The 21,747-nt window shown below is 66.9% G+C and carries 19 protein-coding genes and 1 pseudogene; 11 read left to right on the top strand and 9 right to left on the bottom strand.

Going from position 1 to position 21,747, the window contains the following annotated elements:
* The first annotated feature begins 33 nt into the window (after positions 1 to 33).
* Positions 34 to 213: a hypothetical protein gene (locus K2X24_RS16010; protein WP_366934514.1), complete on the top strand. Its 180-nt coding sequence runs from the start codon at positions 34 to 36 to the stop codon at positions 211 to 213.
* Positions 214 to 424: 211 nt separating this feature from the next.
* Here K2X24_RS16010 and K2X24_RS16005 read toward each other — a convergent pair whose 3' ends face one another.
* Together K2X24_RS16005 and K2X24_RS16000 are read right to left on the bottom strand one after the other, a co-directional pair.
* Entirely contained in the window at positions 425 to 1,183 is a 759-nt protein-coding gene (locus K2X24_RS16005) for a molybdopterin-binding protein (protein ID WP_292499345.1), read from the bottom strand.
* Between the two features lie 67 nt (positions 1,184 to 1,250).
* Positions 1,251 to 3,521 (bottom strand): transglycosylase SLT domain-containing protein, encoded by a 2,271-nt coding sequence (locus tag K2X24_RS16000; RefSeq protein WP_292499344.1) that lies wholly within the window; start codon positions 3,519 to 3,521, stop codon positions 1,251 to 1,253.
* Between the two features lie 185 nt (positions 3,522 to 3,706).
* On the opposite strand from K2X24_RS16000, the gene dapA reads away from it, so the two are divergent.
* A complete protein-coding gene (gene dapA, locus K2X24_RS15995; RefSeq protein WP_292499343.1) occupies positions 3,707 to 4,606 on the top strand; it encodes a 4-hydroxy-tetrahydrodipicolinate synthase in 900 nt (299 codons plus the stop codon).
* 82 nt (positions 4,607 to 4,688) lie between these two features.
* Positions 4,689 to 5,162 carry an SsrA-binding protein SmpB gene (smpB, locus tag K2X24_RS15990; protein WP_292499347.1) on the top strand — a complete coding sequence of 158 codons (474 nt, stop codon included), beginning with the start codon at positions 4,689 to 4,691 and terminating at the stop codon, positions 5,160 to 5,162.
* Positions 5,163 to 5,338: 176 nt separating this feature from the next.
* On the opposite strand, the gene K2X24_RS15985 is transcribed toward smpB, so the two are convergent.
* On the bottom strand, positions 5,339 to 6,031 hold the full coding sequence (locus K2X24_RS15985) for an NYN domain-containing protein (RefSeq protein ID WP_292499342.1): 693 nt from the start codon (positions 6,029 to 6,031) through the stop codon (positions 5,339 to 5,341).
* A 503-nt stretch (positions 6,032 to 6,534) separates the two neighbouring features.
* On the opposite strand from K2X24_RS15985, the pseudogene K2X24_RS15980 reads away from it, so the two are divergent.
* Positions 6,535 to 6,752: pseudogene (locus K2X24_RS15980) on the top strand (methylmalonate-semialdehyde dehydrogenase (CoA acylating)); the annotation flags it as partial.
* Between the two features lie 276 nt (positions 6,753 to 7,028).
* Here K2X24_RS15980 and cynS read toward each other — a convergent pair.
* The 4 genes from cynS to K2X24_RS15960 form a co-directional block, all read right to left on the bottom strand.
* Positions 7,029 to 7,517: a cyanase gene (gene cynS, locus K2X24_RS15975; RefSeq protein ID WP_292499341.1), complete on the bottom strand. Its 489-nt coding sequence runs from the start codon at positions 7,515 to 7,517 to the stop codon at positions 7,029 to 7,031.
* 36 nt (positions 7,518 to 7,553) lie between these two features.
* Positions 7,554 to 8,477, bottom strand: coding sequence for an ABC transporter ATP-binding protein (locus K2X24_RS15970; RefSeq protein WP_292499340.1), 924 nt, complete (start codon positions 8,475 to 8,477; stop codon positions 7,554 to 7,556).
* A 77-nt stretch (positions 8,478 to 8,554) separates the two neighbouring features.
* A complete protein-coding gene (ntrB, locus tag K2X24_RS15965; RefSeq protein WP_292499339.1) occupies positions 8,555 to 9,394 on the bottom strand; it encodes a nitrate ABC transporter permease in 840 nt (279 codons plus the stop codon).
* A 3-nt stretch (positions 9,395 to 9,397) separates the two neighbouring features.
* Positions 9,398 to 10,759, bottom strand: a complete 1,362-nt coding sequence (locus tag K2X24_RS15960; RefSeq protein WP_292499338.1) for a CmpA/NrtA family ABC transporter substrate-binding protein — start codon at positions 10,757 to 10,759, stop codon at positions 9,398 to 9,400.
* 171 nt (positions 10,760 to 10,930) lie between these two features.
* On the opposite strand from K2X24_RS15960, the gene K2X24_RS15955 reads away from it, so the two are divergent.
* A complete protein-coding gene (locus tag K2X24_RS15955) occupies positions 10,931 to 12,838 on the top strand; it encodes a sigma 54-interacting transcriptional regulator (RefSeq protein WP_292499337.1) in 1,908 nt (635 codons plus the stop codon).
* Positions 12,839 to 12,856: 18 nt separating this feature from the next.
* Here the strand turns inward: K2X24_RS15955 and K2X24_RS15950 are convergent, their stop codons facing one another.
* Positions 12,857 to 14,479, bottom strand: coding sequence for an ABC-F family ATP-binding cassette domain-containing protein (locus tag K2X24_RS15950; RefSeq protein WP_292499336.1), 1,623 nt, complete (start codon positions 14,477 to 14,479; stop codon positions 12,857 to 12,859).
* Between the two features lie 168 nt (positions 14,480 to 14,647).
* Here K2X24_RS15950 and K2X24_RS15945 point away from each other — a divergent pair, with 168 nt between their 5' ends.
* Genes K2X24_RS15945 through K2X24_RS15935 form a run of 3 tightly spaced genes read left to right on the top strand, consistent with a single transcriptional unit; the run spans position 14,648 to position 18,057 of the window.
* Positions 14,648 to 16,546, top strand: coding sequence for an MHYT domain-containing protein (locus K2X24_RS15945; RefSeq protein WP_292499335.1), 1,899 nt, complete (start codon positions 14,648 to 14,650; stop codon positions 16,544 to 16,546).
* A 34-nt stretch (positions 16,547 to 16,580) separates the two neighbouring features.
* Positions 16,581 to 16,994, top strand: a complete 414-nt coding sequence (locus tag K2X24_RS15940) for a response regulator (RefSeq protein ID WP_238279740.1) — start codon at positions 16,581 to 16,583, stop codon at positions 16,992 to 16,994.
* A 13-nt stretch (positions 16,995 to 17,007) separates the two neighbouring features.
* Positions 17,008 to 18,057 (top strand): histidine kinase dimerization/phosphoacceptor domain -containing protein, encoded by a 1,050-nt coding sequence (locus tag K2X24_RS15935; RefSeq protein WP_292499334.1) that lies wholly within the window; start codon positions 17,008 to 17,010, stop codon positions 18,055 to 18,057.
* A gap of 156 nt (positions 18,058 to 18,213) precedes the next feature.
* Here K2X24_RS15935 and K2X24_RS15930 read toward each other — a convergent pair whose 3' ends face one another.
* Positions 18,214 to 19,143 (bottom strand): histone deacetylase family protein, encoded by a 930-nt coding sequence (locus K2X24_RS15930; RefSeq protein ID WP_292499333.1) that lies wholly within the window; start codon positions 19,141 to 19,143, stop codon positions 18,214 to 18,216.
* 392 nt (positions 19,144 to 19,535) lie between these two features.
* Between K2X24_RS15930 and K2X24_RS15925 the strand changes: the two genes are divergently transcribed.
* The 3 genes from K2X24_RS15925 to K2X24_RS15915 all read left to right on the top strand — a co-directional run.
* Positions 19,536 to 19,958, top strand: a complete 423-nt coding sequence (locus K2X24_RS15925; RefSeq protein WP_292499332.1) for an aspartate 1-decarboxylase — start codon at positions 19,536 to 19,538, stop codon at positions 19,956 to 19,958.
* A 201-nt stretch (positions 19,959 to 20,159) separates the two neighbouring features.
* Positions 20,160 to 20,594, top strand: a complete 435-nt coding sequence (locus tag K2X24_RS15920; RefSeq protein WP_292499331.1) for a hypothetical protein — start codon at positions 20,160 to 20,162, stop codon at positions 20,592 to 20,594.
* Between the two features lie 212 nt (positions 20,595 to 20,806).
* The coding region (locus tag K2X24_RS15915; protein ID WP_292499330.1) for a biotin carboxylase N-terminal domain-containing protein at positions 20,807 to 21,747 on the top strand (941 nt) is incomplete at its 3' end.

Here is a 21,747-nt window from a genome sequence, read left to right as displayed (position 1 = left end):
CGGAGACGTTTTCCAACCGTGACGGGAGCGACGATGACACGGGACCAACTCGCCGCCGAACTGAAGCGCATCGCCGCCGACCAGGTAAGCGACATCGAGCGTGCGGTGAAGGACGGCCACAAGACGATCGCGCTGAACGAGATCGCCGACCTCAACCGCAATCTCAAGGCTCTCGCCGCGGCGGTGAAGGGTAAGGGTATCGTTCGCGCCTGAAACGACGACGCGCCTCCGCCTCATCCGACCGGTTTGACCGGCCGAGTAGGGAGATCGTTTTCCGGCCTGCTCCGCCCATGACCGTGTCGATGGGCGGGAAGACTTCTCCGTGTCCGATCGGACTCCGGCCCCGGCTCGCTTCTGCTCGGCGAGCCTTTCGCGTCTGCTTCAAGGGCCGCCGGAGGAGAAAGCATCACCCGGGAGCGAACGGTCAGGCTGACATGCCGCCGCGCAAGCCGTCGAGAAGCGCCTCCACATCGGCCCGGGCGGCGGCCAGCGCGGCGGCATCGCGCCCGCGCACGACGATGCGGTTGGCAAAACCATTCGGCGTCATCGAGGGATAAGAGCCGATCGACACCGCCGCGTGCCCCTTGGCGATGGTCGCCAGACCGCCCGCATAGGTGCCCTCGGGCAGGTTGCCGGCCTCGATCGTCTCCGACAGGACCTTGGCGCCGGTCACAAGCGTCGGTCCGACGTTGTCGAGCATCGCCTGCATGATTCCCGGTACGCCGGCCATGACGATGACGTTGCCGATGCGGAAGCCCGGCGCCTTCGAGATCGGGTTGGCGATGAGGTCGGCTCCGGCCGGGATGCGCGCCATGCGCAGGCGCGCCTCGTTCAGATCCTCCGGCTTGTGACGCTCCAGCAGCATCGCCTTCGCCCGTGGGTCGACGTCGATCGACACGCCGAAGGCCGCGGCGACGCAGTCGGCGGTGATGTCGTCGTGGGTCGGGCCGATACCGCCGGTGGTGAAGAGGTAGGTGTAGGCACCACGCAGGGCATCGATGGCGGCGACGATGCGGTCGGCCTCGTCGGGCACGATGCGCACCTCCTTCAGGTCGATTCCGACGGCGGTGCAGTAATCCGCGATCGTGCCGATATTCTTGTCCTTGGTGCGCCCGGACAGGATCTCGTCACCGATGACCAGGACGGCAGCGGTGACGGCAGCGGCTTCGGAAGTTTCGGTCACGGCAAATCCGGGTCAGGGGGACAGAGCCTGCCAAGTAGCGCGACTGAGCCCGCCTGACCACGCGTTCTCAGCGTGCGCCGCGCTGGAGGTCGCCATCGATGAGGAGGGCGCTCTTGCCGTCGAGCCGATTGCGGTAGACCTGCAGGTTCTCCATCACCCGCTGGACGTAGTTGCGCGTCTCGGTGAAGGGGATGCGCTCGACCCAGTCGATGGGATCGACGCCGGTCTTGCGCGGGTCGCCGTAGGCGTCGATCCACTTCTTCACGTTGCCGCCACCGGCATTGTAGGCCGCGAAGGCGAGGATGTACGAGCCACGCCAATCCTCCATGAGTTCGCCGAGATGGGCCTGGCCGAGGCGGGCGTTGTAGGCGGGATCGCTGGTCAGGCGGTCCTGGTCGAAACTGGCGCTGACGCGGCGGGCGGTCCGCTGAGCGGTGGCCGGCATCATCTGCATCAGGCCACGCGCGCCGACGCTGGACTGCGCCAGCGGATCGAACTGGCTCTCCTGCCGGGCAATGGCGAAGACCATGGCCTTCTCCACCAAGGGCACGGCGGCCGACGCCTCGTAGTTCGGGATACCGATGGTCGGGTAGGCATGGGCGTCGAGGGGCAGTCCACGCTGAACGGCGATCTTGCCGATGGCCACCAGGGCGCGGGAGTTGCGCTGCTCGGCCGCGATGTTGCCGAGCGCCTCGATCTCGGCCGCATCGGTGAGGCGGTTCGCGGTGTCGATGTAGAGGGGCAGCGCGAGGTCGCGGATGGCGGCGGCCTCCAGCATCTTCAGGGCCCGGACGTAGAGGCGCTGGTCGAAGCCCGCCTGTTGGGTGGCGTCGAGGCCGGGGATGCTGCGCAGCGAAAGGCTGGAGCGCCCGAGCTTCGTCCGCGCCAGCTGGCCGTAATACGCGATGGGCTGGAGGGCGGCGCGCTCGTAGAACGCCTTGGCGGCATCGGACTGGCCGAGTGCCTCGGCGGCGCGGCCCTGCCAATAGGCGGTGCGGGCCAGCGAGATCGGCGTCTCGGCGATTCGGGCCGCCTCGGCGAAGTGCTGCGCCGCCTTGGCGGCATCGTCCTGGAAGCGCAGCGCGATCCAGCCGGCATGGAACTCGGCCTCGATGCGCTTCTCGATGGTGCGGGCACAGGACGCACGAGCCACCGCGTAGGCGGCGCCCGGATCGTTCGCGTCGATCAGCTTGCGGGCGACGATCCGGCGCTCGACCCACCACTCGTCGCCGTCGACCAGCACCTCGGGGTTCGAGGGCGCGGTGGCCAGCATCGCGGCCGCCTCCACGAATTTGTCGTGGCGGCGCAGGTACTGTGCCCGGGACAGGATGTAGGAGGAATCGCTGCGCAGGGACGGGGGCACCGCGTTGAGGGCGGCGGGCGCGGCCGAACTCTTGTCCTCGACGGCCCGGCGGGCGCGGACCAGCGTCGCGTAGCTGCCGCCGGCCAGGGTCGCGGCCCGCCCGGCGGTGTCGTAATCCTCCTTGAGGAGCGCGCGCTCCATCCGGTAGCGGTGATCGATGCGATTCAGGACCGTCGGGAACGCGTCGAGCACCTTCGTCTCGAGATTCCGGCCGAAGGTCTCGGAGCGCCACAGGTCGCGCACCAGAGTGGCGGCGTCCTCGTCGAGACCTTCCGCCCGCAAGGCCAGGGCCAGGGCGAACTTGCCCGGTGCGCTCGCTGGCCGCGACGCGGCGAAGAAGGCCCGCACCGTCGCGGGATTGCGGCGTTCGGTCAGCAGGGCTTCCTCGGCCCGGCGCCTGAGAAGGGGGCCGGCCGGCCAGTCGGGATTGGTGCGGGTGAAGGCGACGGTGCGCTCGAAGCCGATGCCGGCGCCTGCCCGGATCGCCACCCACTCGAGCAGGGCCCGCGCGGCCGGGTCGTTGAATCCGTCCCGCAGTCGGTCACCCTCGGATACGCGGCCCTTGCGGTAGGCCTCAATGGCTTGCCGCAGAGCCGGCAGGTCGACGCCCGGCGCCACCTGGGCCGCACGGGCGGGGTCTGGCACCTCCGGAACGGGGGCCACCGGGGATACGGTCGCGTCAGGCAGTGGGAAAGCGATGCCCGCCTCGGGATCGGCCGATGCATAGGCCTTGGCTGTAGCCGGCAGGCCCTGGCTCGGGACAGTCTCCGGCGATTTCGCCTCGACCTTCAGTGCATCGGCCGCGATCGGGTCGGCGACCTTGGCCTCCGGCAGTGCGGCGGAGGGGGCGACGGCGTCGCTGGCCGGGCGATGGCTCGGTGCGTCCCCGTCCTGGGCTGACGCCGCTGCCAGGGCACCAACCGAAACAAGGCAGACGGCCAGCATCAGGGCTGCGCGCTGCGTCGAGAACACCATGGTTCTTCCAGTCCCATCAACTCGGACAGTCCTTCAAGCTCACCCAAAGGGCATTAAGAAGGCATTAACCCCGTGAAAGCAGCGTTTGCGCCGGTGCGGGGGAGGGCCTATGTCTGCCCGTCCGCGCGAAGCGGGACGCGGCCGGACAACCGGCGATGACGAGACCGACGGCTGGGAACGCCAGGATGACCGAGACCTCCACACGACGCCTCCGGGGCGCGATGTCCGCCCTCGTGACCCCGTTCAAGGACGGTGCCTTCGACGAAGCGGCCTTCCGCAAGTTCGTGAATTGGCAGATCGCGCAGGGCATCCACGGGCTCGTTCCGACCGGCACCACCGGCGAGAGCCCGACCCTGAGCCATGCCGAGCACGACCGGGTCGTCGAAATCTGCATCGAGGAGGCCGCCGGCCGCGTGCCCGTGATCGCCGGCGCCGGCTCCAATTCCACCGCCGAGGCGGTGGAGCGCGCCCGCCACGCCGAGAAGGCGGGAGCGGATGCGGTGCTGGTCGTCACACCTTACTACAACAAGCCGACCCAGGCCGGACTCTACGCGCATTTCAAGGCCGTGAACGATGCCATCGGCATTCCGATCATCCTCTACAATATTCCTGGCCGATCCATCGTCGACATGAGCGTCGAAACGATGGCGCGCCTGTATGAACTCAAGAACATTGCCGGGGTGAAGGATGCCACGGCCAAGCTCGACCGGGTGAGCCTGCAGCGCCAGGCCATGGGCGAGGACTTCATTCAGCTTTCGGGTGAAGATGCGACGGCGTTGGGCTTCAACGCCCATGGCGGCCGCGGCTGCATCTCGGTGGTTTCGAACGTAGCGCCGCGGCTCTGCGCCGATCTCCAAGAAGCGACTCTCGGTGGTGACTACGCCAAGGCGCTCCAGATCCAGGACCGCCTGATGCCTCTTCACGCCAGCATGTTCGTGGAGCCGAACCCGTCGCCCGTGAAGTACGCCCTCGCGCGTCTCGGCCTGATGACCGACGAGGTCCGTCTTCCGCTCCTCCAGGTGAGCGCGGAGACGAAGGCGCTCGTCGATGCCGCTCTGCGCCATGCGGGCCTCCTCGACGCTTGATCCCGACTGGCGAAACGAACCGCGCAGAACCATATTCCTTGGCCCGGTCGCGATGGCGCGGCCGGCCTGACCTGACGTTGTGATGGCTCCCAAACCAGAATCGAACCGCCGCGTCGTCGCCGACAACCGCGCCGCGCGCTACCACTACGAGATTACCGACACGCTTGAGGCGGGACTCGCCCTGACGGGGACCGAGGTCAAATCGCTCCGCAAGGGCAAGGCTACCATCGGGGAGGCCTATGCCGGACCGTCCGGTACCGATCTGATGCTGTTCAACGCGTATATCCCGGAATACGTCGAGGCAAACCGCTTCAACCATGAGACGAAGCGGCCGCGCCGGCTTCTGCTTCATCGCAAGCAGATCAACAAACTGATCGGCGCCACCCAGCGCGAGGGCTTTACGGTCGTACCCTTGAAGATCTACTTCAACGAGCGTGGCCGGGCCAAGATCGAACTCGGTCTCGGCCGAGGCAAGAAGCTGCACGACAAGCGTGAGGCCGCCAAGGAGCGCGATTGGCAGCGCGATCGCGCCCGCATCTTGCGAGATCGCGGCTAGCTGTTTCTTTTTCGCCGTACGACGTTGGTTAAAGATCCCGACCGCCAGCACGAGCGTCGGAATCCTTGACGTCGATATGCGTGGCTCGGGACCGCGCTACCGTAACCCGGGCGTCCCGAGACGGCGGCGCTATCCGTGCGGTCGGAGGAGTGAGGGTGTCCGAGGCGACGGTCGCGTCAGGTTTCGGACACTTCATCGTTCTGACGGATGCCGTAGCGACTCTCGAGGGCCGGGCTCGGCCGCACCGAGCGATCCGCCGAGCCCTCTCCACGCGAACGTGTGGGTGTTTCACCATGAGGACGGGCCTCTTGCCCCCGTGCCTCGTGGTTGCGCGGAGACCGCTCGCCGGCATCGCGTCCGATGCGCGGCAGGAGGTGAGCAAGGTCGATGAATTCATCGGCTTGGCGCCGCAGATCGTCGGCGATCATGGCGGGTTGGGTCTGGATCGTCGATACGACGGTGACCCTTACACCGCGCCGTTGTATGGCCTTCACAAGCGAGCGGAAGTCGCCATCGCCCGAGAACAGGACCATATGATCGATCCGTGGGGCCAGATCGAGAGCATCGATCGCCAACTCGATATCGATATTGCCTTTGACTTTACGCCGTCCCTGCGAATCCACGAATTCCTTCGCGGGCTTCGTAACAACGCAAAAGCCATTGTAATCCAGCCAGTCGATCAGTGGGCGGATCGAAGAATATTCTTGGTCTTCGACGACTGCTGTGTAATAGAACGCCCTTACGAGCATATCACGGGACTGGAATTCTTTCAGCAATCTCCGATAGTCGATTTCGGCGCCGAGATTTTTTGTTGCTGCATATAGATTTGCGCCATCAATAAAAAGCGCGCTGCGTTGGCCGGAATTCATGGATTAACCTAAAAATGTTTATCAGAACGACTTAATGGCTGAATAAATGGTCTAGATTAATGTCAATGACACATAGATGTTTGCCCCGACTAAAAATAAGAAAATATTCTTCTTGATCTCTCAATCGAATGCTATTGCAACGAAATTAGCAAGCCCAAGATGGTGTACCTGTGGTCATAAGCTAGGGAAAGTCAAATCCCTTCTGCGTCTTTATCTTGGCTGCAATTTGCTAAGGAAGGCGAGCGTCAACGGAATGTTACCATCGACCAAGTCGTATTCAAAGTTGTAGTTATCCGGCCCCGCATCCTACCGGTGCCGATGCAGTCGCTGCGGCCGTCGCGAGCAATTTCGCGCCGGACGTCGACAATCTGCAGGCGGCCGCTCTGCATGTACCTTTTCGCGTCCTCACCTGCTGGATCCTGGCAGCCCCGGGCCAGGGTGAGATCGAGGCCGCGGCCACGTGATCGCACCCGAGTTGCGCTCCCGCGCTGGAAACGGGCGACGCCACCGCGGCCCGCCTCATCAACGAACACGCATTCGGCAACGGCACCGCGATCTTCACCCGCGACGGGGATGCCGCGCGCGGGTTCGCACTCGGCACCGCGGTCGGCATGGAGGGCATCGGCGCGCCGATGCCGGTGCCGATGGCGTTCTGCTCCTTCGGCAGTCAGACTTCTACACCCGCCTCGAGACCATCACGGCCCGCTGGCCCATCGGCATCCTGATCGATGGAAGGCGATTGGCGCCCGGCCGCATATCGAGGCTTGAGCGAGGCTGGCCGCACATTCGATCCGGCTCTCGCCTTGATCGAGGCGCTCACACCAGAAATGTCTTCGTCCGATTCGGCCTCGGAGGCGTGCTCGCGCGACCCCTCCGCTTTTCGTCGCGCCTGCGGCGGTGGCATGTCCATCGCCACGCCACAGGCGCCGTCACCCTGCTCGGTGGCGGGCGGGAGCTACCCCCGCGCCGCCGAGCCCGGGGCGTGTGAGAGCCGCCCTCAACCTTCCTTGAAGCCGTACTCCGGCACGCCGTCTTCGTTGCCGTAGTACTTGTAGGGCAGGAACTTGCCCGAGAGACTCATCTTCACCCGGTCGCCCTTGTTGTTCGGCTCGCGCTCCATGGTCATGTTAAAGTCGATGGCCGACATGATGCCGTCGCCGAAATCCTCCTGGATCAGCTCCTTCCAGGTGGTGCCGTAGACCATGACGAGTTCGTAGAAGCGGTAGATCAGCGGGTCGGTGGGGGGCATCTGGGGAACCGAACCGCGATAGGGCGCCTCGTTCAGCATGCGCTCCTCGGCCTGTGAGAGACCGAATAGGGCGGCGGCCTTGGCGGCCTGCGCCTTGGGCAATTTCATCTGGCCCATGCAGGCCGCGGTGATGAGGATCGGCGAGATGCCGCCGATCTCCTCCTGGATGTGTTTCCAGGTCCAGCCCTTCTCGCGCTTGATGTCGAGGAGCTTCTCGGTGAGGTCTTCGCGCTTCATGGCTTTCGTCTCCGTGACGGGTTGGAAGGGGATTGGTCAGGCGCGCAGGGCCGGGGCCTCGGCGCCCAGGAGTGCGGCGGCGTCCGTTTCGCTCAGGCTGGGGCGGATCACCGGCGGGTGGCGCTGGTCGTAGCCGGGCGGCATCGCGTCCCGCAGGGTCTTCGAGCGCGTGACGAGGAAGTCCATCAGGTGGTTGCGCAGGGCGTAGTAGCCGGGCGCGTGGTGCAGCTGCGTGCGGTCGCGGACCTTCGGCAGCGGGTTCTCGACGATCTCGGCCACCTTGGCCCCGGGGCCGTTGGTCATCAGCACGATGCGGTCGGCCAGATAGATCGACTCGTCGACGTCATGGGTGATCATGAAGACGGTCTGGCCGGTCTCGACGCAGATGCGCCGGACCTCGTCCTGCAGCGTGCCGCGCGTCAGCGCATCGAGGGCCGAAAACGGTTCGTCCATGAGCAGGATCTTGGGCTCGATGGCCAGCGCCCGGGCGATGCCGACCCGCTGCTTCATGCCCCCCGACAGTTCCGAAGGCCGCTTGTGTTCGGACCCGGCCAACCCGACCGTCGCGATGGCCTTACGGGCTCGGGCCTCAACCTCGGCCCGGCCCGCCTTGCGCCAGCGCGAGGAGACCGCGTAGGCGACGTTGCCCAGCACCGTGCGCCAGGGCAGGAGCGCGTGGCCCTGGAAGATAACCGCCCGGTCGAGGCTGGTCCCCTCGATGGCCTGCCCGTCCGCGATGACGACGCCCTCGCTCGGCGCCTCGAGCCCCGCCAGGATGTTCAACACCGTGGTCTTGCCGCAGCCGGAATGCCCGATCATGCAGACGAACTCGCCCCGCCGCATCGGCAGCCAGAGGTTCTCGAAGACCGTGGTGCTGGTGCCGCCGGGCGCGGGGTAGCGCCGGGCGATCCCCTCGATCGAGATGAATTTCTCGGATTGGGGCGGGGTCTGGGACGGCATGGGGGCGTCTCCGGTGATGTCCGACGATCCGGAGCGAAAGGAAGAGGCGCGAAAAGGGAGGAGCGTTGCCATGGCGCTCACTCCGGGAAGGTGATGAGGCGTTGCGCCCGCGCCAGCACTTGGTCGAGGATCATGCCGACAAGGCCGATGACCAGGATCGAGGTGATCACGTTGGTGATCGAGAGGTTGTTCCACTCGTTCCACACGAAGTAGCCGATGCCGGTGCCGCCCACGAGCATCTCGGCCGCCACGATGACGAGCCACGCGATGCCGATGGAGATGCGCATGCCCGTGAGGATGGTGGGCGCCGCCGCCGGCAGGATCACCGTCACCGCCCGACGGAATGGTCCGACCTCAAGGGTCCTGGCGACGTTGAGCCATTCGCGCCGCGTTCCGGCGACCCCGAAGGCGGTGTTGATCAGCATCGGCCAGAGCGAGCAGATGAAGATCACGAAGATCGCCGAGAGCCCGGAATCCTTGATCGTGTAGAGAGCGAGCGGCATCCACGCCAAGGGCGAGACCGGCTTGAGCAACTGGATGAAGGGGTCGAGGGCCCGCCCCATCAGCGGCGACATGCCGATGAGGAAGCCGATCGGGATCGCCACGATCACCGCGAGCCCGTAGCCGAGCGCCACGCGACCGATGGAATAGGCGAGCTGGATACCCAGTCCCTTGTCGTTCGGCCCCCGGTCGTAGAACGGGTCCCGCAGGTGCTTCCAGATCGTGGCGCCCACATCGAGGGGCCCCGGCATCGCCGACTTTCCGGTGGTGGCGCTGGCGCCCATGAGGGCTGCGTATTCCGGGTCCATCGCCTCGGTCTTGGCCGTACCGCTGACCGCGATCTGCCAAGTGAGCAGGAAGGCGACGAGAAGCGCGAGCGAGAGGAAGCCGGCACGGAGCGAGAGGCTGGCGGCCATGGTTCAGCCCGCCCGCTTGATCTTGAACGAGTCGAGGTATTCCTTCGGCTTGGCCGGATCGAAGGTCTTGCCCATCACCACGAAGCTCTTGGTGGTGGTCTCCGGCGGCGTGAGGCCGTTCTGCTTCATCAGTCTGGCGGCGTCGGTGGCGAGGTAGACCTTGGCGGCGACCGCCGCGTAGTCGACGTCGCCCTTGATCTGCCCCCAGCGCTGCATCTGGGTCAGGATCCAGACGGCGAAGGATTGCCACGGGAAGGCATCGAAATCGACGCGGTCGGGCACCTTGCGCACGTTGCCGAGGCCGTCCGCGAAGGTTCCGGTCAGAACCTGCTCCACCACGGTGACGGGCTGGTTCAGGTAATTCGCCGGGGCGATCTGCGCAGCGATCTCCTTCCGGTTCTCCGGCTTCGACGCGTAGGTCGTCGCCTCGATGATGGCGCGCAGCAGGGCCGCGTAGGTGTTCGGGGTTTGGGTGATGAAGTCCTGCGAGGCAGCGAAGGCGCAGCAGGGGTGCCGGTCCCAGATCTCCTTCGACAGGATGTGGATGAAGCCGACGCCGTCATAGACCGCGCGCTGGTTGACCGGATCGGGAGCCAGGAATCCGTCGATGTTGTCGGCGCGCAGGTTCGCGACCATGTCGGGGGGCGGCACCGCGCGGATCTGCACGTCGGTGTCGGGGTCGATGCCGGCTTCCGCGAGGTAGTAGCGCAGCAGATAATTGTGCATCGAGTAGTCGAACGGCACCGCGAGCTTAAAGCCCTTCCAATCCTTTGGATCGCGCCGGTCCTTGTGCTTCATGGCCAGCGTGATCGCCTGGCCGTTGACGTTCTCCACCGCCGGCATGGTGTAGGGCTGCGGGTTCGAGCCGACGCCGAGCGAGATCGCGATCGGCATCGGCGCCAGCATGTGGGCGGCGTCGTATTCGCGGTTGAGGGTCTTGTCGCGGATCACCGCCCAGCCGGCTGTCTTCACCACGTCGACGTTGAGGCCCTGCTTCTCGTAGAAGCCCATGGGTTTCGCCATGATGATCGGCGTGGCGCAGGTGATCGGAATGAAGCCGATCTTCAGATCGGTCTTCTCGGGTTTGGCCCCTTGAGCGAAGGCCTCGGCGATGAGCCCGGTGGGCAGGAACTGGCTCACGGCGGCGAGCGCCGTGCCGGCTCCGACGCTCTTCAGGAAGGCGCGACGCTCGGCATCCCGCGGGAACAGCGCCCGCATCACCGTGCCCTCGACGACCCGCTGGATCGCCGCATCTCCGCTCGGCAAGGCCGCATCGTGCTCGCGCTGGGAGCCGTGTGCGCCGCAGGAGCAGCCGCCACGACGAAGCCGGCGGGACGCATCGAAGGGGTTGTCGAACAGGGCCATGATTGCCTCGCCGCTGGGTGATGCCCCTGTTTGGCAAGCGGCGTGCCAACATCTTCAGAAATCTTTCGACAGATCTGACAATAGCTTAGCGGATCGTTCGACTTATACGAAAAATCGTGATCTACGAGATCACGGAGCATGACTCCGAGATTTCGTGACAAGGGATCGCCAATGGTCGGACATGCGGGCCTTCAGCCTGACTTCGGCCTCGCCTTCGAGGAGGGCCGCGAGCCCATGCTGGTGTTCGATCCGGCCGCGGATCGCATCGTCGATGCCAATGCGGCCGCCGTTCGCCTGCTCGGATATCCGCGCGCGGGCCTGCGGGGCATGGCTGCGAGCACGCTGCATCCCGGCCAGTTGCCGACGCTGATCGTCTTCACCCAGGCGGTGCAGGCCAAAGGCCACTGGTGGACCCACGCGCTGAGCCCGCGCCACGGAGAGGGCCGGGCGCTACACCTCGAATATGCCGGTTCCCTCCTGACGAGCGCCGCACCGCTGATGCTGGTGACGCTGTCCGACCTGGAGACGCGCCGCCACCGGCAGGTGGACGCGCAGGCCGATGCCCACATGCGCGCGGGCCTCTCCGAGTGGCAGCGCATGGAGCGGATCTTTCGCGACATCGAGCGCGAGAACCAGCTCATCCTGCGGGCGGCCGGGGAGGGCATCTACGGCGTCAACGCCGAGGGCGTCACGACCTTCGTGAACCCGGCGGCCGAGCGCATGCTGGGCTGGGCAGCGACCGACCTCGTCGGCAAGGATATGCACGCCACCGTGCATCACACCCATCCCGACGGGGCGCATTACCCCCATCACGATTGCCCGATCTACGCGGCGTTTCGCGACGGGGCGGTGCATCAGGTGGACACCGAGGTGTTCTGGCGCCGCGACGGCAGCGCATTCCCGGTTGAGTACACTTCGACGCCGATCCGCGATCGGGGGCGGCTCCTCGGCGCGGTCATCGTGTTTCGCGACGTCAGTCAGCGTCGCGAGGCCGACGAGCGGCTTCGGCAGGCCCTCGCCGAGGTCGATTCCCTGCGCGAGCGCCTGGAACTCGAGAATGCCTACCTCAAGGAGGAAATCCGGCTGGAGAGTCACCACCAGGGCATCATCGGCCGCTCACCCGCCATCGAGGCGACGCTGCGCCAGATCGACCTCGTGGCCGGCACCGATGCCACCGTCCTGGTCACGGGCGAATCCGGTACCGGCAAGGAACTGATCGCGCGCGCGATCCACGAGGCGAGCCGCCGCCGTGACCGGCCGCTGATCCGGGTGAACTGCGCCGCCGTGCCCCGCGAGCTGTTCGAGAGCGAGTTCTTCGGCCACGCCAAGGGGGCTTTCACGGGGGCCCTGCGTGACCGGGTCGGGCGCTTCGAGCTCGCCGATGGCGGCACGCTGTTCCTCGACGAGGTCGGTGAGATCCCCCTCGACCTCCAGGGCAAGCTGCTGCGGGTGCTCCAGGAGCGGTCCTTCGAGCGCGTCGGCGACGAGCGCACCCGCGCCGTCGATGTTCGGCTGATCGCCGCCACAAACCGCGATCTGCGCGATGAGGTCCGGCGCGGCCGCTTCCGCGAGGATCTCTACTTTCGGCTGAACGTCTTTCCCATCGCGGCGAGCCCCTTGCGCGAGCGGCCGGAGGACATTCCCTTGATCGCGCAGCATTTCCTGAAAGGGGCCGCGCGCCGCCTCAACATCCCCGAGCCCCGGCTGACGGAAGGGGATGCGCGCCGCCTCGCGCGCTACCCCTGGCCGGGAAACGTGCGCGAATTGGAGAACGTCATCGAACGTGGCGCCATCCTGGCCGTGCGCGGCCGCCTGCATCTCGACCTGCCGGAAGCGGAGCCCGCGGCGCGCGGTCGTGATGTCGCGCCGTCCCTCGCGCCAACGACCCAGCCCGTGACGGAGGCCGAGCGCCGGGCGCGCGACCGAGCGGAGATCGAAGCGGCCCTGGTGATGACCGGCGGCAAGGTGTTCGGCGAAGGAGGAGCGGCCGAGCTGCTAGGCCTGCGCCCGACCACCCTGGCCTCCCGGATCAAGGTTCTCGGGATCGATGGCCGGGCATATCGCGGAAAAAGATCCTGAAAGTCGGCGGAAACCGCCTCAGCTGCGCAGCCCCGGCGCCTCCTGGCCCGTTCGGGCGACGTATTCGGTGTAGCCGCCGCCGTACTGGTGGATGCCGTCCGGCGTCAGTTCCAGCACCCGGTTCGAGAGCGCGGCAAGGAAGTGCCGGTCGTGGCTCACGAACAGCATGGTGCCTTCGTAGCCAGCCAGCGCCGCGATGAGCATCTCCTTGGTGCCCATGTCGAGGTGGTTGGTCGGCTCGTCCAGGACGAGGAAGTTCGGCGGGTCGTAGAGCATCCGCGCCATCACGAGCCGGGCCTTCTCGCCGCCCGAGAGCACGCGGCAGCGCTTCTCGACGTCGTCGCCGGAAAAACCGAAGCAGCCCGCGAGAGCGCGCAAAGACCCCTGGCCCGCCTGCGGGAACGAATCCTCCAGGAAGCCGAACACCGTGCGGTCGCCGTCGAGGACGTCCATGGCGTGCTGGGCGAAGTAGCCGAGCTTGACGCTGCCGCCCACCGCCACCGTGCCGTCGTCGGGCTGCGCGGTGCCGGTGACGAGTTTCAGGAGCGTCGACTTGCCGGCGCCGTTGATGCCCATCACGCACCAGCGCTCGCGGCGGCGAATTCCGAAGTCGAGCCCCTCATAGATCGTGCGGCTGCCGTAGCGCTTGTGCACGTTCTTGAGCATCACGACGTCGTCGCCGGAGCGGGGGGCCGGCAGGAACTCGAAGGCGACGCTCTGGCGGCGCTTCGGGGGCTCCACACGCTCGATCTTGTCGAGCTTCTTGACCCGGCTCTGAACCTGGGCGGCGTGGGAGGCGCGCGCCTTGAAACGCTCGATGAACTTGATCTCTTTCGCCAGCATCGCCTGCTGGCGCTCGAACTGCGCCTGCTGCTGCGTCTCGTTGATCGCCCGGAGCTGCTCGTAGAAGGCGTAGTCGCCCGAATAGGTGGTGAGCTGGCCGCCGTCGATCTCGACGATTTTCGTGACGATGCGGTTCATGAACTCGCGGTCGTGCGAGGTCATCAGGAGCGCGCCCTCGTAGCCCTTGAGGAAGTCCTCCAGCCAGATCAGGCTCTCCAGATCCAAGTGGTTCGACGGCTCGTCGAGGAGCATCACGTCCGGGTTCATCAGCAGGATGCGGGCGAGCGCCACGCGCATCTTCCAGCCGCCCGAGAGCTTGCCGACATCGCCGTCCATCATCTCCTGGGAGAAGCTGAGGCCCGCCAGCACCTCGTAGGCCCGGCCTTCGAGCGCGTAACCGTCGAGTTCCTCGAACCGCGCCTGGACCTCGCCGTAGCGCTCGATCAGGGCCTCCATCTCGTCGGCCCGGTCGGGGTCGGCCAGCCCCTGCTCGATCTCCTTCAGCTCAGCCCCGATCTCGCTGACCGGGCCTGCGCCGTTCATCACCTCGGAGACGACGGTCCGGCCCGACATCTCGCCCACATCCTGGCTGAAATACCCGATCGTGATGCCGCGATCGGCGGCGACCTGACCCTCGTCGGGCTGCTCCTCGCCGGTGATCATCCGGAACAGCGTGGTCTTGCCGGCACCGTTCGGGCCGACGAGACCGACCTTCTCGCCCCGCTGAAGGGCGGCGGAGGCCTCGATGAAGACGATCTGGCGGCCGTTCTGCTTGCCGATTTTTTCGAGGCGGATCATGACATCACGGAGGTTCGGGCGGGTGCAGCGGCCTTACGGCATGCGGGCGCCGAGGGGTAGTGCGGCGCGGCAACCGAGCGGATCGATCCTGCCTGCGTCCGCAATGGCCCTCAGGCGAGGGACCGGCTAAGTTCGCTTCGTCTCCGGAACGGTCTCCCGCGCACAACGATGGTTCACACCGGCTACAATCCGGCGCTCGTCGCCCTGTCCATCTCCATCGCGGTGTTCGCGTCCTACACGGCGCTGGACCTCGGTGCCCGCGTCGACGCCACCGGATCGAAGCGCCGTTGGGGCTGGATCGCCGGTGCGGCGGTCGCGATGGGCGGCGGCATCTGGTCGATGCACTTCGTGGGCATGCTGGCTTTCGAGATTGGGATGCCGGCGGCCTACGACCTGCCCACCACCGCGCTGTCCCTGGTCTTCGCGATTCTCTTCACCGGGGCGGCCTTCGCGTGGATCAGCGCGCGCGGTGCGACGGGCCGCAGCTTCCTGATCGCCGGTCCGGTGATGGGGCTCGGCGTCGCGGCGATGCACTACACCGGGATGGCGGCGATGCGCGTGCCGGGCAACCTCGCCTATCATTGGCCCGTGGTGATGGTCTCGGTCCTCATCGCGGTGATCGCCGCGACCACGGCGCTCTGGCTCACATTCCGCCGAAACAGCGTCTGGCAGAAGCTGATCGCCGCCGTGGTGATGGGCATCGCGGTGGCGGGCATGCACTACACCGGCATGGCGGCCGCGACGTTCACCGCCGAGGAGGCGGGCGCCCACGCGGTCCACGAGGCCGTACTCAGCCACGCCCAGCAGAACCTCGCCCTCGGGGTCTCCGGCGCGACCTTCCTGATCCTGTTCCTGGCGATGCTCGCTTCATCGTTCGACCAGCAGCGGGTCCAGACCGAGTTGCGCGCCAGCGAGGCGCGCTTCCGGGCTGCCGTCCAGGCCGTGCGCGGCGTGCTCTGGACCAACGACGCGGAAGGCCGAATGCTCGGCGACCAGCCCGGCTGGAGCGCCATCACCGGCCAGACCCGCGCGGAGTACGAGGGCTACGGCTGGGCCGACGCCGTGCACCCGGACGACAAGCAGCCCAGCATCGAGGCCTGGAACGAGACGGTGCGCGAGCGCCGGACCTTCGTGCACGAGCACCGCGTCCGCTCCGCGGACGGGAGTTGGCGCCACTACGCGATCCGGGCCGTGCCGGTGACGGATGTCCACGGGGCGATCCGGGAATGGGTGGGCGTGCATACCGATATCTCCGAGCAGCGCCTGGCCGAGGCCGAGCTGCGCGAATCGAACGAGGAGATCCAGCGCTACGCCTACATCGTGAGCCACGATCTGCGCGCGCCCCTCGTCAACGTGATGGGCTTCACCAGCGAGCTCGACGCCACACGCGAGGACGTGCGCGCCGCCCTGGGCGATCATCCGCAGGCGGCGCGGATCGATGCCGATCTCGAGGAAGCCCTCGGCTTCATCAAGGCGGCCGTGACCCGGATGGAAAGCCTGATCGCCGCGATCCTGAAGCTCTCGCGGGAGGGCCGACGCACCTTCGCGCCGGAACCCCTCGACATGTCGGCGCTGCTCGGCCGGATCGCCGACGCCCAGCGCCACCAGACCGAGCGGGCGGGCGCGCAGGTGATCGTCGCCCCCGACCTGCCGGTCATCGAGGCGGACCGGCTCGCCGTCGAGCAGGTGTTCGGTAACCTGATCGACAACGCCGTGAAGTACCTCGATCCCGCCCGGCCCGGCCGGATCGAGATTTACGCCAGCGCCGTCGGCGGACGCCGGGTCCGTTTCAGCGTCACCGATAACGGACGGGGCATCGCCGCGCGCGACCACGCTCGGGTGTTCGAACTGTTCCGGCGCTCAGGTACGCAGGACAAGCCGGGGGAGGGCATCGGGCTCGCCCACGTCAAGGCGCTCGTGCGCTCCCTCGGCGGGCGCATTCACATCGATTCGGAGTTGGGCGTCGGCACAACCTTCAGCGTGACGCTGCCGCGCGAGGGCGTTACAGGTCATGCTTCGTCCATTCCCGAACGGGACGGGCCGCAGGCGCGGCTCGCAGCAGAGTAAGGGCTCGGTCAGCGTGAACGCCGTCGAAATCGTCATGATCGAGGACGATGAGGGTCATGCCCGCCTGATCGAGCGCAATATCCGCCGGGCGGGCGTGAACAACACGATCCTGCCCTTCCGGGACGGGACATCGGCGCTGGAGTACCTCCTGGGTGCCGACGGCTCCGGCGAGGCGAGCGCCAAGCGCCACATCCTGATCCTCCTCGACCTCAACCTGCCGGATATGACCGGCATCGACATCCTCGAGAAGGTGAAGGCGAACCCGCACACCAAGCGTTCGCCCGTCGTCGTCCTCACCACCACGGACGACAACCGCGAGGTCCAGCGCTGTTACGACCTCGGTGCCAACGTCTACATCACAAAACCCGTGAACTACGAAGGCTTCGCGAACGCCATCCGGCAGCTCGGTTTGTTCTTCTCGGTCATGCAAGTGCCGGAAAATCCATGATGTCCGCCCGCTCATGACCGAGCCCGTGCCTCCAGGCCGCGGACGCGTCCTCTACATCGACGACGATCCCGGCCTGGGGCGGCTGGTGCAGCGCGCGCTCACGGCGCGTGGCTACGTCGTGGAACTGGCCCTCGACGGCGATGCCGGGCTGGTTCGCCTCGGGGCGGGCGGCATCGACGTGGTGGCCCTCGACCATCACATGCCCGGCCAGACCGGCCTCGACATCCTGCCCTGCATCCGCGCCCTGCCCGAGGCCCCGCCCGTCGTCTACGTGACCGGTTCGGAGGACAGCCGCGTCGCGGTGGCGGCCCTCAAAGCCGGCGCCGTCGATTACGTCTGGAAGGACCTCCAGGGGCAGTTCCGCGAACTCCTCGGCGAGGCGGTCGACACGGCACTTCGCCAGGAGGCGCTCCGGCGTGACAAGGAGCGGGCCGAGCGGGCGGTGCGCGAGGCCCGCGACCGAGCCGAGATCATGCTGCGCGAGGTCAATCACCGCGTGGCGAATTCGCTGGCGCTGGTGGCGGCGCTGACGCACATGCAGACCAACGCGGTCTCGGACCCGGCCGCCAAGGCGGCCTTGCGCGAGATGCAAGCGCGAATCTCCGCCATCGCCGGCATTCATCGGCGGCTCTATACCTCCGACGACGTGGAGGCCGTCGACCTCGACGCCTACCTCGCGAGCCTCGTGGAGGAACTTCAGGCTGCGATGAAGGCGGCCGGACGCGACCACGCCATTCGCCTCGAGGCGGCCCCGGTACGGCTCGCCACCGACAAGGCGGTCTCCGTGGGCGTCGTCGTCACCGAACTCGTGACGAACGCCTACAAGTACGCCTACCCCCCGGACGTGCCGGGTGAGATCCGGGTTTCGGTGACCCGCCAGGACGCGGACAGCCTGACCTTGACCGTCGAGGACGACGGCATCGGTTGGACCGGAGAGGGCCAGCCTCGCGGGACTGGCCTGGGCTCCCGCATCGTCAAGGCGATGGCGACGAACCTGCGCACGGCCCTGGTTTACGCCAGCGACCGGGCCGGCACGCAGGCGACGCTGTCGTTCCAGGGCTGAAGCCGGGGACGCCCTTCGCGACGTCTCATACCAGATCCGTTTGATCCCTTCCGGCGATCCCTGCGGGATCGCGTTGGGGATGGCAGGTTTGGGCTTCGCTCAAACGCCGCGCTGGCTTGCTGAGACGTCATCCGCTTCGACCAAGCGAATGACGTCTCACCGCCCCAACAGCGCATCCACGTGCGCGGCGACGGAGAGCCCGAGCCCTTTGAGGCTGTAGCCGCCCTCCAACACCGAGACCACGCGTCCGCCGGCATGCCGCTCGGCCACGTCCATCAGGCGGCGGGTGGCCCAGCCGAAATCGGCCTCGGTCAGGCGCAAGTTTCCGAGCGGGTCGAGATGATGCGCGTCGAAACCCGCCGAGATGATGATGAGGTCCGGGGCAAAGGACTCGAGGCGAGGCAGGATTCCGGCCTCGAAGGCTTCGCGGAAGACAGCGCCGTCGTCGCCGGCGCGCAGGGGCACGTTCACGATGGTGTCGTGATTGCCGCGCTCCCCGCGCGCACCGGTGCCGGGAAACAGCGGCATCTCGTGGGTCGAGGCGTACATCACGGTTCGGTCGTCCCAGAAGATGTCCTGTGTCCCGTTCCCGTGGTGGACGTCCCAATCGACCACGGCGACGCGGGCTGCCCCGTGCGTCTCGCGGGCGTGGCGGGCGGCGATGGCGGCGTTGTTGAACAGGCAGAAGCCCATGGCGGTCATGCGCTCGGCATGGTGGCCGGGCGGACGCATGGCGACGAACGCGTTGGTGCACTCGCGCGTCATCACCGCATCGACCGCATGGACCGCGCCGCCGACCCCGCGTAGGGCCGCCTCCAGGGTGCCGGGCGAGAGCAGGGTATCGCCGTCGATCTGGACGTAACCATCCTGCGGCGACGCCTCGATGATCGCCTGCACGTAGGGAACCGGGTGAACGAGGGTCGGCACCTCCGGCGCGGCCTTCGGCGCCAGCGCACGCACGAGTCCGGCGAAGCGTTCGTCTTCCAGCGCCCGGTCCACGGCGCGGATACGGTCCGCCCGCTCGGGGTGCCCCTCCGGCATGGCGTGGTCGAGGGCCGCGGGATGGCTCACGTAAAGCGTCGTCACGGTCATCCCCCCTGGCGGTGTCGCTGCGCGCCACCGCGCAGCAGCGAGCCCTGCAGATGTGCCATGCCTGCGCGCACTCCACCATGCCGGGATGCGCGCCGCGTTCCGGTTGTGCAAGCCTTCGTTCGCGCGAGCCTTCGCCTATCAAGGCATGATCTTTCAGGCGGTTTCCGCCGCTGACAGACCCGCAATCGGCCTTTAGAGCCGCGCGAGGTGGCAGAGCATGACACGCGCTCTGCGAGGGATCCGAGCTTGCATCATGGGCCGTCCGCACGCGATGAGCCTGCCGCGAGAGCAAGGCGCGACACGCGCCGGGATAGGTCGGCCCCGGCGGGCCATCGTGAGATCAGGGGCCGGCGCCGACGCGCGGCCGAACCAGGAAAGTCCAGACGATGCAGAGTTTCGTGCGCGCCAAATTGCATGGCCTCCGGGTGACCGGTGCCGACCTGAATTATCACGGCTCGATCACCCTCGATGCCGACTTCTGCCGGGAGGTCGGCCTCGATCCGCTGGAATTCGTCGAGATCTGGAACAAGATGTCGGGCGCGCGGATCAGCACCTACGTGCTCTACGGACCAGCCGGCTCACGCTGCTGCATCCTGAACGGGGCTGCCGCGCGGACCTGCCAGATCGGCGACGAGGTCATCATCGCCTCGTCGACCTACGGTTCGGTCGCGGACGTCATCGCGCAAAAGCCGAAGGTACTCATCTTCGGTGACGGCAACACGGTTGCCGACCGTGTCACCTACGATGTCTTCCGCGACGCGGAGGGGCGGCTCGACATGCGCGTCCTCAGCACCGGACCCGCCGCATGACTCGCGGCCTCGCGATCGCGCGCCGGGGTTCGGCCGCATGGCCGACAAGTCAGGATTTCGAAACGCTCATTCGTGAGCAGGCTTTAACCTGAACGTCGATTCAGATTTGCGCGTTAAGGACTTGAACGATGCCCTCCCGCATAGTCGAGCCATCGAAAGACACACAGGCCGGCCAAGACAAAGCCGGGGAGGTACTAAGAGATGATCAACCTTTCGCTGCAGGTTTTCTGTAACCGTATCGTCGCCGCCGGCCGCATCGCTGCCGAGGACGTCCAGACCCTCTGCCGGAACGTCCTGCCGGACGGCCTGACCTGCCGGGACGAGGCCGACATGCTGATCGCCCTCGACCGCGTGGCGACCTCGGATGCCGCCTTCGGCGACTACCTCGTGACCGCCGTGGTGGATTTCGCCGTGTGGGGCGAGCGACCGACCGGCTACATCGACGCCGAGGTGGCCCGCTGGCTCGTCGGTTCTCTCAGCAACGGCAGCGGCCCGACCGCGCTCGCCGCACGGATCGCCCGCGAAGTCGTGCGCGAGGCCCAGGCCAGCGACGAGGCACTCATCGCCTTCGCGCTGGCCGCAAACCGCCAAACCACCGAGACGACGGCCTCCACGATGGTGCGCTTGGCTGCCTGATCGGGTCGTCCGCCCGATCCAGCCGCAAATATCGGCGCATACAAAATCCATTTGTGCATTGCACATCGTCATGGCCGCGACGCACGCACGAAAACTCTGGACACCCCTGGATCGATCAGCTTCCCGAACCCGCATAACTGCTTTAACGGGAACGAGCTTGGGCGTTTGTTGAGACGCCGCATGTTCCCTGACGGACCAGAGTGCGCGGAAAGATGTTCGACAAGATTCTGATCGCGAACCGTGGCGAGATCGCCTGTCGCATCATCAAGACCGCCCGCCGCATGGGCATCAAGACCGTGGCGGTCTACTCGGACGCCGATCGTGACGCCGTGCACGTCGCGATGGCCGACGAAGCGGTGCATATCGGCCCGGCCCCGGCCGCGCAGTCCTATCTGCTGATCGACAAGATCATCGACGCCTGCAAGCAGACCGGCGCCCAGGCCGTGCATCCCGGCTACGGCTTCCTGTCCGAGCGGGAATCCTTTCCCCGTGCGCTCGAGGCGGCCGGCATCGTTTTCATCGGGCCGAATCCGGGCGCGATCGCCGCGATGGGCGACAAGATCGAATCCAAGAAGGCCGCCTCGGCCGCCCAGGTCTCGACCGTGCCGGGCTTCCTCGGCGTCATCGAGAGCCCTGAGCACGCCGTTACCATCGCGGACGAGATCGGCTATCCCGTGATGATCAAGGCCTCCGCCGGCGGCGGCGGCAAGGGCATGCGCATCGCCCATTCGGCCGGCGAAGTCGCGGAGGGCTTCGCCCGTGCCAAGTCCGAGGCCGCCTCGTCCTTCGGCGACGACCGCGTCTTCGTCGAGAAGTTCATCACCGATCCGCGCCACATCGAGATCCAGGTGATCGGCGACAAGCACGGCAACGTGATCTACCTCGGCGAGCGCGAGTGCTCGATCCAGCGGCGCAATCAGAAGGTCATCGAGGAGGCGCCGTCGCCGCTGCTCGACGAGGCCACCCGCGCCAAGATGGGCGAGCAGGCCGTCGCCCTGGCGAAAGCCGTGAATTACGATTCCGCCGGCACGGTGGAGTTCGTGGCCGGCCAGGACAAATCCTTCTACTTCCTCGAAATGAACACCCGCCTGCAGGTGGAGCACCCCGTCACCGAGATGATCACCGGCCTCGACCTCGTCGAGCTGATGATCCG

The sequence above is a fragment of the Methylobacterium sp. genome (assembly GCF_019750675.1).
GTDB lineage: Bacteria > Pseudomonadota > Alphaproteobacteria > Rhizobiales > Beijerinckiaceae > Methylobacterium.
The sequence above is the reverse complement of the archived record's forward strand: the minus strand, read 5'-3'. Positions and strand labels throughout refer to the sequence as shown.

What these genes read in the sequence shown, in the direction of transcription:
- K2X24_RS15920 (WP_292499331.1), top strand. Translation starts at nt 20,160, where the DNA reads ATGATCAACCTTTCGCTGCAGGTTTTCTGTAACCGTATCGTCGCCGCC.
- ntrB (WP_292499339.1), bottom strand. Translation starts at nt 9,394, where the DNA reads ATGGCCGCCAGCCTCTCGCTCCGTGCCGGCTTCCTCTCGCTCGCGCTT.
- K2X24_RS15945 (WP_292499335.1), top strand. Translation starts at nt 14,648, where the DNA reads ATGGTTCACACCGGCTACAATCCGGCGCTCGTCGCCCTGTCCATCTCC.
- K2X24_RS15960 (WP_292499338.1), bottom strand. Translation starts at nt 10,759, where the DNA reads ATGGCCCTGTTCGACAACCCCTTCGATGCGTCCCGCCGGCTTCGTCGT.
- dapA (WP_292499343.1), top strand. Translation starts at nt 3,707, where the DNA reads ATGACCGAGACCTCCACACGACGCCTCCGGGGCGCGATGTCCGCCCTC.
- K2X24_RS15955 (WP_292499337.1), top strand. Translation starts at nt 10,931, where the DNA reads ATGGTCGGACATGCGGGCCTTCAGCCTGACTTCGGCCTCGCCTTCGAG.
- K2X24_RS16010 (WP_366934514.1), top strand. Translation starts at nt 34, where the DNA reads ATGACACGGGACCAACTCGCCGCCGAACTGAAGCGCATCGCCGCCGAC.
- K2X24_RS15935 (WP_292499334.1), top strand. Translation starts at nt 17,008, where the DNA reads ATGACCGAGCCCGTGCCTCCAGGCCGCGGACGCGTCCTCTACATCGAC.
- K2X24_RS15940 (WP_238279740.1), top strand. Translation starts at nt 16,581, where the DNA reads ATGATCGAGGACGATGAGGGTCATGCCCGCCTGATCGAGCGCAATATC.
- K2X24_RS15950 (WP_292499336.1), bottom strand. Translation starts at nt 14,479, where the DNA reads ATGATCCGCCTCGAAAAAATCGGCAAGCAGAACGGCCGCCAGATCGTC.
- K2X24_RS15985 (WP_292499342.1), bottom strand. Translation starts at nt 6,031, where the DNA reads ATGAATTCCGGCCAACGCAGCGCGCTTTTTATTGATGGCGCAAATCTA.
- K2X24_RS15925 (WP_292499332.1), top strand. Translation starts at nt 19,536, where the DNA reads ATGCAGAGTTTCGTGCGCGCCAAATTGCATGGCCTCCGGGTGACCGGT.
- smpB (WP_292499347.1), top strand. Translation starts at nt 4,689, where the DNA reads ATGGCTCCCAAACCAGAATCGAACCGCCGCGTCGTCGCCGACAACCGC.
- K2X24_RS15970 (WP_292499340.1), bottom strand. Translation starts at nt 8,477, where the DNA reads ATGCCGTCCCAGACCCCGCCCCAATCCGAGAAATTCATCTCGATCGAG.
- cynS (WP_292499341.1), bottom strand. Translation starts at nt 7,517, where the DNA reads ATGAAGCGCGAAGACCTCACCGAGAAGCTCCTCGACATCAAGCGCGAG.
- K2X24_RS16000 (WP_292499344.1), bottom strand. Translation starts at nt 3,521, where the DNA reads ATGGTGTTCTCGACGCAGCGCGCAGCCCTGATGCTGGCCGTCTGCCTT.